This window comes from Vibrio sabulosilitoris, assembly GCF_055391395.1.
Window position 1 is genome coordinate 1,050,916 of sequence record NZ_AP029599.1, and the last position, 14,743, is coordinate 1,065,658.

The following is a 14,743-nucleotide window of genomic DNA, read 5'->3' on the forward strand; positions in this document are numbered from 1 at the left end:
GTTGTTGAATACACCATGGGGGGCTGGTATTTACCATCCCCCCATTCTTGCTAATTGAGAGTAATAAAAATTTATGTCTAAAGAATTTAGCCGCACGCAGCGTGTTGCACAGCAGCTGCAAAAAGAATTGGCGTTGATCCTCCAGCGCGAGGTGCGTGATTCTCGCCTTGGTATGGTGACGATTTCTGACGTTGAGGTCTCTCGTGACCTAGCATATGCCAAAGTGTTTGTGACCTTCCTGTGTGTGGGTGAGCAAACGCCTGAGTCTTGCCTAGAAGCGCTACGTGAGCACGAAGTGCACATCCGTATGATGCTGGGCAAGCGCATTCGTCTACGCCTAACGCCTGAAGTGCGTTTCTTCTACGACAGCACCTTGGTTGACGGCATGCGCATGTCTAACCTCGTGTCTGAGATCGTCAACGAAGACAAGCGTAAGATTGAACAAGCCGGTCGTGGCAACGATGAAGAGGCTTCATCGGGAGAAGAGAGCTAATGGCACGTCGTCGTAAAGGTCGCCCAGTCAATGGGGTGATCCTACTGGATAAGCCAACGGGCATTTCATCGAACGATGCGCTGCAGAAAGTCAAACGCATCTATTTTGCTGAAAAAGCCGGTCACACAGGCGCACTTGACCCGCTTGCGACGGGCATGCTGCCAATCTGTTTGGGTGAAGCGACCAAGTTTTCTCAATTCCTATTGGACTCAGATAAGCGCTACCGCGTGATCGCTAAGCTTGGTGAGCGCACCAACACCTCAGACTCTGATGGTGAAGTGGTTGAGACGCGTCCTATCGATGTCGATCTTGCTAAGCTTGAAGCGTGCATCGATAAGTTCCGTGGTGAATCGGACCAAGTGCCGTCAATGTTCTCGGCACTTAAGTATCAAGGCAAGCCTCTTTATGAGTACGCTCGTCAAGGTATTGAGGTGCCGCGTGAAGCGCGCAAGATCACCGTGTATGAGATCATCTTACACCGCTTTGAGGGCGATGAGGTAGAGATGGAAGTGCACTGCTCTAAGGGCACTTACATCCGTACTATCGTTGATGATCTTGGTGAGATGCTTGGCTGTGGCGCGCACGTCACTATGCTGCGTCGTACCGCCGTTGCTAAGTACCCTTACGAGAGCATGGTGACCCTTGAGCAACTTAACGAGCTGCTTGAGCAGGCACACCGCGAAGACAAAGCGCCGCGTGAGCTACTTGATCCTCTGCTACTGCCTATGGATACTGCTGTTCAGGATTTACCTGAAGTTAACTTGGTGCCTGAGTTGGTGGATATGGTTCAACATGGCCAGCCGGTACAAGTCTTTGGCGCACCAGAAGGGCCATTGCGCCTAACGGGCGGTGAGGGTGACAACAAGCTGTTCGTTGGTGTGGGGGAGCTCAACAACGATGGTAAGGTCGCACCTAAACGCCTCGTTGTTTATCGCGACCAATAGTCTTCTCTCGATCAATAGTTTTCCGCGATCAATAGAGCCAGACTCAAATTAGAAAACCCGAAGCTTGGCTTCGGGTTTTTGTTTTTATGGGATAAGTAAATCCGCCTCGCGCAGTTTACTGCGCAGCTGCTCAGCACGTTTCCTATTGACCCCAAAATCGGAGTGTCCAACCCGTGATTCAGAGCGGACTATCAGGTTTTGCCCGTCAATTTTAAGCTCTAAGTCATCGACAAAGCGCATGACCCGTGAGGTGCACTCGATGCGCAGGTAATCTGCCGCTTTATCAGTGCGCTTAGCGCCAGGAAGAGTAACAGCAACTTCTTCAACTTGTTCTAATGTCACTCCTTGTTTGAGTGTAAATGGCTCAAGGGTGAACCTTTCTCGCTCATCAATGGTCGAGACACAATTGGGCTTGTCACCACACGGCTGCGCTGTGCGATCGGTCATCTGTTCTACTCCTTGGCTGCATGCGGTCAGCGCGAATAGACTCAGCGCTACAAAAACCGTTTTACTCATACCAGCATCCTATGGTTTCAACCCGATTGGGTTATTGCTTGGTAAAGATTAGATCTCGAGATAGTCGAGGATCCCTTCGGCGGCTTTTCTGCCTTCATCGATTGCGGTCACGACCAAGTCTGAGCCACGCACTGCATCACCGCCAGCGAAGATTTTCGCATTGGTGGTTTGATATTGAAACTGTTGATTTTTCGGCGCTTTGATTCGACCCCAGTGATCTATCTCGACATCATACGGCTCAAGCCAAGCCATTTGATGGGGCTGAAAGCCAAACGCCATGATCACCGCATCGGCCTCTAGTACGTGCTCACTGCCCGCGACAGGCTCTGGTCGCCGGCGTCCTGCTTGATCGGGCTCTCCGAGTGCTGTTTTGACTACTCTAACGCCACTGACCTGCCCCTGCGCATTAACCTCAATGCCGACGGGTTGAAGGTTAAATAAGAAGTTCACGCCCTCTTCGCGCGCATTTTTGACTTCACGCCTTGAGCCGGGCATGTTTTCTTCATCACGGCGATAGGCACAGGTCACCTTCGCTGCGCTTTGGCGTATCGAAGTGCGTACACAGTCCATCGCGGTATCACCACCCCCTAACACCACCACACGTTTGCCTGCCATGTCGATGAATGGCTTATCATGAGCCATCTCCATCACCTTGTAGGTGTTAGAGACCAAAAATGGCAGGGCGTCATAGACGCCTTGAGCATCTTCATTATCGAGATTCGCGCGCATATTTTTGTAGGTCCCTACGCCAATAAACACGGCATCATACTCATCGATGAGTTGCCGCATGGGCACGTCTTTACCCACTTCGATGTTCAAGCGAAATTCAACGCCCATCTCGGTGAAGATCTTGCGCCGATTCTGCATCACCGACTTCTCCAGTTTGAACGACGGGATGCCAAAGGTCAGTAGGCCGCCAATCTCCGGGTAGCGATCAAACACCACTGGTTTGACGCCATTGCGTACTAAGATATCGGCTGCGGCTAAGCCCGCTGGCCCTGCGCCGATAATCGCGACTTTCTTGTCGCTCCATTCCACCTTGGACATATCGGGCTTCCAGCCCATCTCAAAGGCTTTATCGGTGATGTATTTTTCGATGTTGCCGATGGTCACGGCACCAAAGTCATCATTGAGGGTACATGACCCCTCACACAGGCGATCCTGAGGGCAGACTCGTCCGCACACCTCTGGCAGGCTATTGGTTTGATGTGCAAGCTCTGCCGCCTCAACGATTCGCCCTTCGTTGGCGAGCTTTAGCCATTGCGGGATATAGTTGTGTACTGGACACTTCCACTCACAATAGGGGTTGCCACAGTCTAGGCAGCGATCGGCTTGCGCAGTCGCTTGCTGCTTGGTAAATGGCTCATAAATCTCGACAAACTCAATCTTACGGATATTGAGCGGCTTTTTAGCGGGGTCTACGCGCTTGACGTCAATAAACTGATACACGTTCTGACTCATTGCTCTTATCCTCCTTGATTACTGGGCTTGCACGCGCAGCTCAGCAGCGCTGCGACTCTGATGACCAAGCAAGGTACGCAGGTCGGCAGCCTTGGGTTTGACTAGGTAGAAGCGGGGGATCCACGCATCGAAGTTGGCGAGAATACTTTCCGCATGCACAGATCCAGTCTCGTCAAGGTGCTCGGCAATCAGCCCGCGCAGGTGCTCTTGATGGATATACAAGTCTGACAATGCCACGGCCTCAACCGACTCGTGATTGACACGTCCTGTGAAGTCGTCATTCTCATCCAATACATAAGCAAAGCCTCCGGTCATCCCCGCACCGAAGTTGACGCCAGTGGCACCCAAAATTGCGATGATGCCACCGGTCATATACTCACAAGCATTGTCTCCAGCGCCCTCTATCACTGCAATGGTGCCAGAGTTACGTACCCCAAAGCGCTCACCGGCGGTGCCTGCAGCAAACAGCTTTCCGCCGGTCGCGCCATAGAGGCAGGTATTGCCGATAATCGAGGCCTGATTACAACGAAAGGCGGTGCCCAGATGAGGCTTAATCACCAGCTTGCCCCCTGCCATGCCTTTGCCCACATAGTCGTTGGCATCACCGGTCAGATAGAGCTCAACACCACCGGCATTCCAAACCCCAAGTGATTGTCCAGCTGTGCCATCAAGGTAGATTTTGATTGGGGTTGCGGCCAGTCCTTGGTTGCCATAGCGCTTGGCGACCTCACCAGATAAGCGAGCACCAACCGAGCGGTCGGTGTTTCGTACCTGATAAAAAAGGCTTATCGATTGCTGATGCTCAAGAGCTGCCTGTGCGTCGTCAACCATGGTTTGATTGAGCGTGGCTTTATCAAACGGTGAGTTTGGCTGTGTCCAGTAAACAGGCTGGCCAGTCGGAGAGAGCGGTGCGTCCAAGATGCCACTGAGATCGAGTTTGGTTTGCTTAGCGGTGACGCCATCGACGACCTCGAGCAGGTCAGTACGGCCGATGAGATCAGTTAGCTTCTCTACACCCAGCATCACGAGCAGCTCGCGCACCTCGTCTGCAAGACCAGTGAAGTAGTTGACCACCATCTCAGGCAGCCCTTTGAAATACTCTTTGCGCAGCGTTTCGTCTTGAGTGGCAACGCCGGTCGCGCAATTGTTGAGGTGACAGATACGCAGGAACTTACAGCCCATCGCCACCATAGGCGCCGTACCAAAGCCAAAACTCTCTGCGCCGAGAATCGCTGCTTTGACCACATCAAGGCCGGTCTTAAGGCCGCCATCCACCTGCAGGCGGATTTTATGTCGCAGACCGTTAGCAACCAATGCCTGCTGAGTTTCAGCCAGGCCAAGCTCCCACGGACTACCCGCATACTTGACCGAGGTAAGGGGGCTAGCAGCCGTACCGCCATCGTAACCAGAAATGGTGATCAGGTCGGCGTATGCTTTAGCCACGCCAGTGGCAATGGTGCCCACCCCTGGCTCTGAAACCAGCTTGACGGAGACCAGTGCGTTTGGATTGACCTGCTTGAGGTCAAAGATCAGCTGGGCGAGATCCTCAATCGAGTAGATATCGTGGTGTGGTGGCGGAGAAATCAGGGTCACGCCTTGCACAGAATAACGCAGCTTAGCGATTTCTGCTGTCACCTTATGACCGGGGAGTTGCCCGCCTTCACCGGGTTTAGCCCCTTGTGCGACCTTGATTTGTAATACATCGGCATTGGATAGATAGTGCGGGGTGACACCAAAGCGACCCGAGGCCACCTGCTTGATGCGTGAGTTGCGCTCTGTACCAAAGCGGCGTGGGTCCTCACCCCCTTCGCCTGAGTTCGAGTAACCACCGAGGCGATTCATCGCGATAGCCAGCGCCTCATGGGCCTCAGGGCTGAGGGCGCCAATCGACATAGCTGCAGAATCAAAGCGTTTGCACAGCTCGCTGTTTGCTTCGACTTTATCAAGGGTAAGGGGCGTTTGGGCTGGCTTTAGCTTGAACATATCACGCAGCATCGCAATAGGGCGCTGGTTGACCTGATTGGCAAAGCGCTGATAATCACTCTCTTGCCCAGATTTGACTGCGGTTTGCAACGTGCCAACCACATCGGGGTTATAGGCATGAAACTCACCGCCGTGGACGTATTTGAGTAGCCCACCGTGTTCAACGGGTTTGCGTTTCGCCCAGGCGCGGCGAGCAAGGTTGTGCAGGTCCTGCTCGAAATCACTAAAGTCAGCCCCCTCAATGCGGGTAGCAACGCCGTGAAAACACAAATCAACCACGTTTTGACTAAGACCGACCGCTTCAAACAGCTGTGAGCAGCGATACGAAGCCACCGTAGAGATACCCATCTTGGACATGATCTTAAACAGTCCTTTGTTGATCCCTGCTTGGTAGTTGAGCATCACATCACGATAGCTTTTATTCAGTGCGCCATTGTCGATGGCCTTACCCAGCGCTTCATAGGCGAGATAAGGGTAGATAGCGGTCGCGCCAAAGCCGAGCAGCACGGCAAAATGGTGTGGGTCACGAGCGGCTGCAGTCTCAACCACGATGTTGGCATCGCAACGCAGGCTCGCCTCGGTGAGGCGGCGCTGCACAGCCCCCACCGCCATTGCAGCAGGAATTGGCAGCTTGCCCTTGACTAGCGCGCGGTCAGACAGGACTACGAGTACTGTGCCGTCACGCACCACCTGTTCCGCTTTATCACACAAGGTGATGATCGCCTCCTCGAGGGTGCTCTCTTGCGGGTCGAAGTTAATGTCTAAAATCGTATTGCGATAGTGCTCATCACCGAGCTCAAGCAGTTGCTGCATGTCTGAGAACAACAATACCGGTGAGCTAAAGGTCACGCGGTGGGCATGGCCGTCGGTTTCGCAGAACACATTCATCTCTTGGCCAATGCTACTGGCAAGCGACATCACGTGTTTCTCGCGCAGTGGGTCGATAGGCGGGTTAGTCACCTGAGCGAACTTCTGCCTAAAGTAATCGGTGATCAAACGCTCTTTTGACGACAGCACCGCCATCGGTGTGTCGTCACCCATTGAGCCGGTGGCCTCTTGACCGAGATCGCCAAGCACGCGCACCACTTGATCCAGCTCTTCATTGGTCATGGCAAACTGCTTTTGATAGGTGCTTAGCAGGTTATCATCAAAGCTGCGGGTGCCAACCTGATCATCGGGAAGTTCAGTGAGTGGGGTTAGGGTCTGGACATTGCTTTGCATCCACTCTCGGTACGGATGGCGCGACTTGAGGTCATTGTCTATCTCCGATGAGTTCCATAACTTGGCCTCTTTGGTGTCGATAACCAGCAGCTCGCCCGGTCCAACGCGCCCCTTGTGAGAGACCTCGTCAGGTGCATAATCCCAAATCCCAACCTCAGAGGCGAGGGTGATCAAGTTGTCCTTAGTGATCACATAGCGCGCCGGACGCAGCCCGTTGCGATCAAGATTACACGCGGCGTAGCGTCCATCAGAGAGCACGATACCGGCGGGGCCATCCCACGGCTCCATGTGTTTGGAGTTAAAGTCGTAGAAGGCGCGCAGGTCTTGGTCCATATCGGGATGGTTTTGCCAAGCTGGCGGCACGAGCATGCGCATCGCGCGAAAGATATCCATCCCACCGGCTAGAAATAGGTCGAGCATGTTATCCAGGCTCGAAGAGTCAGAGCCGACCTCATTAACGAACGGAGCGGCGGTCTGCAGATCAGGCAGCAGCGGTGAGGCAAACTTATAAGCGCGGGCACGCGCCCATTGGCGGTTGCCCTCAATGGTGTTGATCTCACCATTGTGCGCGAGGTAGCGAAACGGCTGAGCCAGTGGCCAGCGGGGTTGGGTATTGGTTGAAAAGCGCTGGTGGAACAGGCAGATCGCAGACTCCATCCGCAGATCAGCAAGATCAAGGTAGAAGCGTGGTAGATCGGCCGGCATGCATAAGCCTTTGTACACTACAACTTGAGTTGAAAGGCTACAGATATAAAACTCATCATCGTCGCTGATGTGTTTTTCGATTCGGCGCCGCGCAATGTACAGGCGCCGCTCAACGTCTTTTTCTCGCCAACCGGCGGGTGCTGAGATAAACACCTGTTGGATACTTGGCATTGAAGCCAGGGCGATGGGGCCAAGCACCTCGGGATTGGTCGGTACCTCGCGCCAGCCTGAGATGGTGAGTGTCTCTTGAGCAAGCTCTTTGTTGATAATATCGCGTGCTGACTGGGCCTTAATGGGGTCTTGACTGAGGAACACCATGCCAACGGCGTATTGCTTGGCAAGATGAAAGCCGAGCTCTTCGGCGACCAAGCGCAGATAGGTATCGGGCTTTTGTAGCAGCAAACCGCAACCGTCGCCGGTTTTGCCATCGGCGGCAATCCCACCGCGGTGGGTCATGCGATCCAGTGCGGATATCGCGGTGCGCACTAGCTTGTGGCTGGTTTCACCCTGCATGTGCGCAATGAGGCCAAAGCCACAATTGTCTTTCTCTAATGAAGGGTCATATAACGCCATAGCAAACTCTCCCTGTGCCATCTGCTTCCGTGCCATATTTTTTTGCTCTTGAGACAAGTTTAGCTGCCAAGCGCATTTTTGTTATTAGGCGACAAACTGCATACGTACCTTCTAGTACGACGGAGGTAGATGGATCATTCTTCAAACAAATTCACCACTTAGGTGATTTTTGAATGTAAATATACCCAAGTGACCTCAAGATGCCGCTTCAGCGAGATTTGCTTGGTTTGCAGCCAAGGCGGTCACTTGAAGATTTAGTGGCTCTAAATCGAGAGTGACCAACGCCGGCTGCGAGCCAAGCAAACTCGCCCGAAGGGAGCCAATATACAGGCTCATCTCCGCGTCAAATGACCTTGAAAGGGGTTGCCATTTCTGCAGCCATTTTCCTTGATATGAGCCTGTATATTGGCTCTGAAGTCTGCATCTTGAGGTCACTTGGGTATAAAATGCTGCCATCTCTGGCGTGAATTTAACAAATTATATGGGCGATCTGAAAAGATCAAGCTTTAGATTGGTTGATTCGACGTGCTGCATTAGAAAAGAGACAGAAAAAAGACCAGCCAAAATGGCTGGTCAAATTTCAAAAGGAAGGAAATTGAAAGTTACACAGACAGCATCAGCGAGTCTGCTTTTGCTTCTAGATTGGTGCCACCCATAAGGTACTCATCCACCGCACGAGCACACTCACGACCTTCATTGATACAACGCACAACCAGTGACTGACCGGTGCGCATATCACCTGCAGCAAACACACCGGCTTGGTTTGTTTGGAAGTCTTGGGTTGCGACATTGCCGCGCTCATCAAGCTTGATATCCAATTGTGCAAGCACGCCGGTTGGCTCTGGATGTAAGAAGCCCATGGCCAAGAACGCCATATCACAAGGAATCACGCGCTCAGAGTTCGCCACCTCTTCAAAGCCCGGGCGCTCACCTGGCTTGGCGTCTTGCCACACGATGTCAGCAATACGCAGACCAGTAACCTCGCCTTGATCGTTACCGATAAACTCCTTGGTTAGGATGTTCCAGTGACGCTCACAGCCTTCCTCGTGCGAGGTCGTGGTCTTCATGATCATTGGGTATTGCGGCCATGGCATGTTTGCCGGGCGCTTCTCTGGCGGTACTGGCATGATCTCAACCTGAGTGATGCTCGCCGCTTTGTGGCGGTTTGAGGTACCGACACAGTCTGAGCCAGTATCACCACCACCAATCACCACCACATGCTTATCTTTGGCATGGATCTCTTCACCTTTGAGGTCCATGTCATTGGCACGGCGGTTGTTTTGCGCTAGGAAGTCCATTGCAAAATGCACGCCTTTGAGCTCACGACCCGGTACAGGCAGATCGCGCGGCACGGTTGAGCCACCGGTCAGCAGCACGACATCAAATTCTTGACGCAGCTGCTGTGCATTAACCTCAACGCCAACGTGTTGGTTGACCTTGAACTGTACTCCGGCCTCGGCCATCAGGTTGACCTTGCGATCAATGATGTCCATGCCCAGTTTAAAGTCAGGGATACCAAAGCGCAGCAGACCACCAACCTTCTCATCACGCTCAAACACGGTCACAGAGTGACCGGCGCTATTAAGCTGCTCGGCCGCCGCAAGACCCGCTGGGCCAGAGCCGATGATCGCCACGGTTTTACCGGTGCGCGAGCGTGGCGTTTTTGGCTTAGCGTAGCCCTCACGGTAGGCGGTCTCGACAATCGTCTTCTCGATATTACAGATAGTGATTGGGTCTTGGTTTATCCCTAGCACACACGCGCTCTCACACGGCGATGGGCAGACACGACCAGTAAACTCAGGGAAGTTGTTGGTCGAGCTTAAGATGTTCCATGCCTCTTCCCAGCTGTCACGATACACCGCATCGTTAAACTCAGGGATGATGTTACCAATCGGACAACCGCTGTGACAGAACGGCACACCACAGTCCATACAACGTGAGGCCTGGGTGTTGATCTTGTCACCAAACTCCTCGTTGAGGACAAACTCTTTGTTGTTCTCGATACGAACCTCAGGAGCGAGCTTGCCTGGCAGCTCGCGACCATGTTCTAAAAATCCAGTAGGCTTACCCATTATACGGCCTCCGCTTCTGCTGCTTGCTCTTCCTGTGCCTTGCGCTTTTGCAGTACTGCTTTGTAATCGCGTGGCATGACTTTCACCATAGTCGCTAGGCTGGCTTCAAAGTTGTCTAGGAACGACTGAGCGACTTCACTTGCTGTGAATTCGACCTGCTTGGTGAGCATCTCTTTGAGTAGTTGACGATCTTCCTCTTCGATAGGGTCAAGGTCGACAAGTTCAGGGTTCAGCTTGGTTTCAAAGTCACCAGACTTGTCCCACACGTAAGCGACACCGCCGCTCATACCCGCCGCAAAGTTGCGACCTGTTGAGCCAAGGATCACCGCAACACCACCGGTCATGTATTCACAGCCGTGGTCACCCACGCCTTCAACTACGACTTTCGCGCCTGAGTTACGTACACAGAAGCGCTCGCCGGCCATACCACGGATGTAAGACTCACCTGATGTCGCGCCGTAGAAACACACGTTACCCACCACGATGTTGTCTTCGGCAACAATGGTTGATTTCGCGTCTGGGTACAGTACCAAGGTACCGCCTGATAGGCCTTTACCCCAGTAGTCGTTCGCATCACCCTCAACCTCGAACTTGACGCCTTTGGCTAGGAAGGCACCAAACGATTGACCCGCAGAGCCGGTGAACTTGACGTTCATTGGCTGTGGCAGACCTTGGTCTTTGTAGACCTTCGAGATCTCATTCGACAGCATGGTACCTGCTGAGCGGTCCGTATTGATGATTGGGAACTCAGCGTTGACCGCTTCACCCTTCTCAAGCGCTGGAATTGCCGCTTGAATCAACTGACGGTCGAGAACTTGCTCTAGGTTGTGGTTTTGTTCCGTCTGGTTGTACACGCCATCTTCTTCACGTGCCTGCTCGATGTGCAGCACTGGCGTCAGATCGAGGTTCTTGTATTTCCAGTGGTTAACGTCGTCACGAACTTTGAGTTTGTGTGATTGACCGACCATCTCATCAATGGTGCGGAAACCAAGCTCAGCCATGATCTCACGCAGACCTTCTGCAAGGTATTGGAAGAAGGTCACCACATCTTCTACGCGGCCATCAAAGCGCTCACGCAGGGTCTTGTTCTGGGTGGCGATACCGACAGGACAGGTGTTCTTATGACACTTACGCATCATGATACAGCCTTCAACCACAAGCGCTGCGGTTGCGACGCCCCATTCTTCTGCGCCAAGCAGCGTTGCGACGGCAAGGTCACGTGGCGTTTTCATCTGACCATCCGATTGCACCACGATACGGTTACGTAGGCCGTTTTTCAGCAGTGTTTGGTGCGTTTCGGCCAAACCAAGCTCCCACGGCAGGCCCGTGTGGCGAATTGATGACATAGGTGAAGCACCCGTACCACCGTCAAAGCCAGCGATCAGAACTACGTCCGCTTTGGCTTTTGCAACGCCTGAAGCAATCGTACCTACACCTGCTTCAGAAACCAGTTTGACGTTGACACGACCATCGCGGTTTGCGTTCTTCAGGTCAAAAATTAGCTGCGCTAAATCCTCGATCGAGTAGATATCGTGGTGTGGCGGTGGAGAGATCAGACCCACGCCTGGGGTGGAGTGACGTGTCGCACCGATCCAGTCATCGACCTTATCACCTGGTAGCTGACCGCCTTCACCTGGCTTAGCGCCTTGCGCCATCTTGATCTGAATCTCATCAGAGTTAGTGAGGTAGTAAGAGGTTACCCCGAAGCGACCAGAGGCCACCTGTTTGATCGCCGAGCGCTCCCAATCACCGTTTTCTTTACGCTCGAAACGGGTTGGGTCCTCACCACCTTCACCTGAGTTAGATTTCGCGCCGATGCGGTTCATTGCCACGGCTAGGGTTGAGTGCGCTTCGTAGGAGATCGAACCAAACGACATTGCACCAGTGGCAAAGCGCTTAAGGATGCTCTCGATCGGCTCGACTTCCTCTAGCGGGATAGAGCCGGCTGGGTTTTTCACAAAATCGAGCTGGCTGCGCAGGGTCGCTGCATTATCACCTTGGTCATCGACCGCTTTGGCGTACTGCTTAAACTGAGCAAAGTCTTTATTGCGAGTTGACTCTTGCAGCAGTGAGATGGTCTCTGGGTTGAACAGGTGCTTTTCACCACGCTGTTTCCACTGGTACACGCCGCCGACATCCAGTACTTGTACCGGGATCTCGCGAGTAGGGTAGCCGATACGATGACGAACCAGCACTTCTTTGGCGATATCATCGATAGTCAGGCCTTGAATACGCGATACGGTGCCGGTGAAGTATTTATCGACGACAGACTTGCTGATACCCAGCGCCTCGAAGATCTGCGCGCCGTGGTATGACTGCAGGGTCGAGATACCCATCTTGGAGAAGATCTTCAATAGACCGCCGTTGATGGCTTTGCGATAGTTATCGAACAGATCGCGGATGCTGGCTTCAGGGTCAAGCTTCTTGATGCGCTGCAGCTCAACCATGCTCTCGATCACTAGGTATGGGTTAACCGCGTTTGCGCCGTAACCAACCAGAGTCGCGAAGTGGTGCGTTTCACGCGCATCACCCGTCTCAACCACGATGTCACACTTAGCACGCAGACCCTTGCGGATCAGGTGGTGGTGCACAGCGCCAACCGCCAGCATCGCTGGGATGGCTGCGTGGTTCGAGTTCACCGCGCGGTCAGTCAGGATGATGATTGAGTAACCGTCAACCACGGCATCTTCAGCGTACTGACAGATACGCTTAAGCGCACGCTCAAGCTTGCCTTGGTCTTCGCTCGCTTGGAACACGATATCTAGCGTTTTCGCTTGCAGGTGCTCGTTATCAATCGCACGTAGCTTCTCAAGCTCAGAATTAGCCAATACTGGCGACTCTAGCTCGACTTTTTGACAGTGCTCTGGCGATTCTGCCAGCAGGTTCTGATCCTTACCGAGGTAAGTATTCAGCGACATTACCATGCGCTCACGGATCGGGTCGATCGGTGGGTTGGTCACCTGGGCGAACAACTGCTTAAAGTAGTTGGATAGGTGCTGAGATTGATGTGAAAGAACCGCCAGCGGCCAGTCGGCACCCATGGCAGACAGAGGCTCTTTCGCGTCTTTCGCCATTGGGATGATGATCTCGTTGATTTCTTCAGAGCTGACGCCAAACGCCTGCTGTTTATGCAGCAGTTTTTCCGCCGATGGTTGGCTGAACTGGTTGCTCGCATCCGGCAGTTTTTTCAGGCTCAATAGGTTCTCTTTAACCCATTTCTCGTACGGCTGAGCGTTGGCGATACCGTCTTTAACTTCTTCATCTGAGATGATGCGGCCTTGCTCTAGGTCGGCAACGAAGATACGACCTGGCTGGAGACGACCACGGAACTCAACATTCTCAGGCTCAATCTCAACCACGCCAGACTCAGAGGCCATGACCAGGAAGTCATCTTTGGTCACTGTGTAGCGCGATGGGCGCAGGCCATTACGGTCAAGCGTTGCACCAACCTGTACACCGTCAGTGAAACACACCGATGCCGGGCCATCCCATGGTTCCATCACGTTCGCGTGGTACTGATAGAACGCACGACGAGTTGGGTCCATGTTTTTGTTTTCTTGCCATGCCTCAGGGATCATCATCATCAGCGCATGTGGCAGGCTGCGACCAGAAAGAACTAGGAGCTCAAGTGCCATATCGAAGTTAGATGAATCCGAGCTGCCCTCTTGACAGATCGGCAGTAGCATATCGATCTCAGCCTGGGTAAACAGGTCTGATTCAATGATCGCCTCACGCGCCTTCATCCAGTTGAGGTTACCGCGGACGGTGTTGATCTCACCGTTGTGGGCAATGTAACGGAAAGGCTGCGCTAGGCGCCATTTCGGGAAGGTGTTGGTCGAGAAGCGCGAGTGAACCAGCGCCAGCGCCGTCACCATAGTTGGGTTTTGCAGGTCAAGGAAGTACTGCGGTACTTGCTCAGTGGTTAGCTGACCTTTATAAACCAAGGTTTTGTATGACATTGAGTTGATGTAAAAATCATCACCAATGTTCGACACGCTCTCTAGACAAACGCGTACTGTGTAGTTACGCAGTACATATAGCTTACGCTCAAGCTCTTGTGGCGTGATGCCAGGGCCGCCAGAGACAAACACATGCTCAAACTGAGGCTCAGTGCTAAGAGGGTCGGCACCAATCATTGAGTTGTCGGTTGGCAGTACGCGATAGCCGATCACATCCAGCTCAAGGCGTTTGGCGTTGCGCTCTAAAATATCACGACACTGTGCGCGCTTGTGTTCGTCTTTCGGGAACAGCACGACACCCACGCCGTATTTATCGAAAGAAGGCAGCTTGATACCAAGCTTCACCGCTTCTTCGAGGAGGAATTCATGGGGTTTTTGCAGGAGTATGCCTGCGCCATCACCCGAGCATGGATCGCAGCCTTGACCGCCACGGTGTTCCATGCGAGCAAGCATATCCAATGCCTGTGTTACGACGTCATGTGATTTACGGTTCTTGAGGTGAGCAACAAAACCGATACCACAGGCGTCATGCTCCAGCTCAGGAGTATACAGACCCTGTGTATTTTGCTCTCTATCTACCATAGATACATCCTTCCAATTTAATTGCAGACGCACTCAGCCAAACGTTTGTTCCGCGCGAGGGCGCGAAATAGGGACGCTAGGTCACTTTGTGAGGTGTCTATTCCTTTCTAATAATGATTCCCAGCCACCATGCTGGTGGCCTGATTCCATTCTGTCACTCGCAGGAAATGTGTTGCGAGAAAAACAATCCTTGGAGATATTGCGCAGTTATTTTTCACTTTATAGTGATTTATA

General features: G+C 52.9%; 7 protein-coding genes. 2 read left to right on the plus strand and 5 right to left on the minus strand.

Going from position 1 to position 14,743, the window contains the following annotated elements; translation table 11 throughout:
- The first annotated feature begins 73 nt into the window (after window positions 1–73).
- Both rbfA and truB read left to right on the plus strand, forming a co-directional pair.
- Window positions 74–493 (plus strand): 30S ribosome-binding factor RbfA, encoded by a 420-nt coding sequence (rbfA, locus tag ACZ5R2_RS05115; RefSeq protein WP_464901290.1) that lies wholly within the window; start codon window positions 74–76, stop codon window positions 491–493.
- Window positions 493–1,437, plus strand: a complete 945-nt coding sequence (truB, locus tag ACZ5R2_RS05120) for a tRNA pseudouridine(55) synthase TruB (protein ID WP_464901291.1) — start codon at window positions 493–495, stop codon at window positions 1,435–1,437. The genes rbfA and truB overlap by 1 nt, the downstream gene beginning before the upstream one ends.
- A gap of 84 nt (window positions 1,438–1,521) precedes the next feature.
- Here the strand turns inward: truB and ACZ5R2_RS05125 are convergent, their stop codons facing one another.
- The 5 genes from ACZ5R2_RS05125 to gltB (ACZ5R2_RS05145) form a co-directional block, all read right to left on the minus strand.
- Window positions 1,522–1,953, minus strand: coding sequence for a DUF1499 domain-containing protein (locus ACZ5R2_RS05125; protein WP_464901292.1), 432 nt, complete (start codon window positions 1,951–1,953; stop codon window positions 1,522–1,524).
- Between the two features lie 48 nt (window positions 1,954–2,001).
- Entirely contained in the window at window positions 2,002–3,414 is a 1,413-nt protein-coding gene (locus ACZ5R2_RS05130) for an FAD-dependent oxidoreductase (RefSeq protein ID WP_464901293.1), read from the minus strand.
- Window positions 3,415–3,432: 18 nt separating this feature from the next.
- A complete protein-coding gene (gltB, locus tag ACZ5R2_RS05135) occupies window positions 3,433–7,896 on the minus strand; it encodes a glutamate synthase large subunit (RefSeq protein WP_464902311.1) in 4,464 nt (1,487 codons plus the stop codon).
- Window positions 7,897–8,498: 602 nt separating this feature from the next.
- A complete protein-coding gene (locus tag ACZ5R2_RS05140) occupies window positions 8,499–9,968 on the minus strand; it encodes a glutamate synthase subunit beta (protein ID WP_464901294.1) in 1,470 nt (489 codons plus the stop codon).
- The gene (gltB, locus tag ACZ5R2_RS05145) at window positions 9,968–14,509 is read right to left on the minus strand and encodes a glutamate synthase large subunit (RefSeq protein ID WP_464901295.1); all 4,542 of its coding nucleotides are present in this window, start codon (window positions 14,507–14,509) and stop codon (window positions 9,968–9,970) included. The genes ACZ5R2_RS05140 and gltB (ACZ5R2_RS05145) overlap by 1 nt, the downstream gene beginning before the upstream one ends.
- Window positions 14,510–14,743 lie beyond the last annotated feature (234 nt).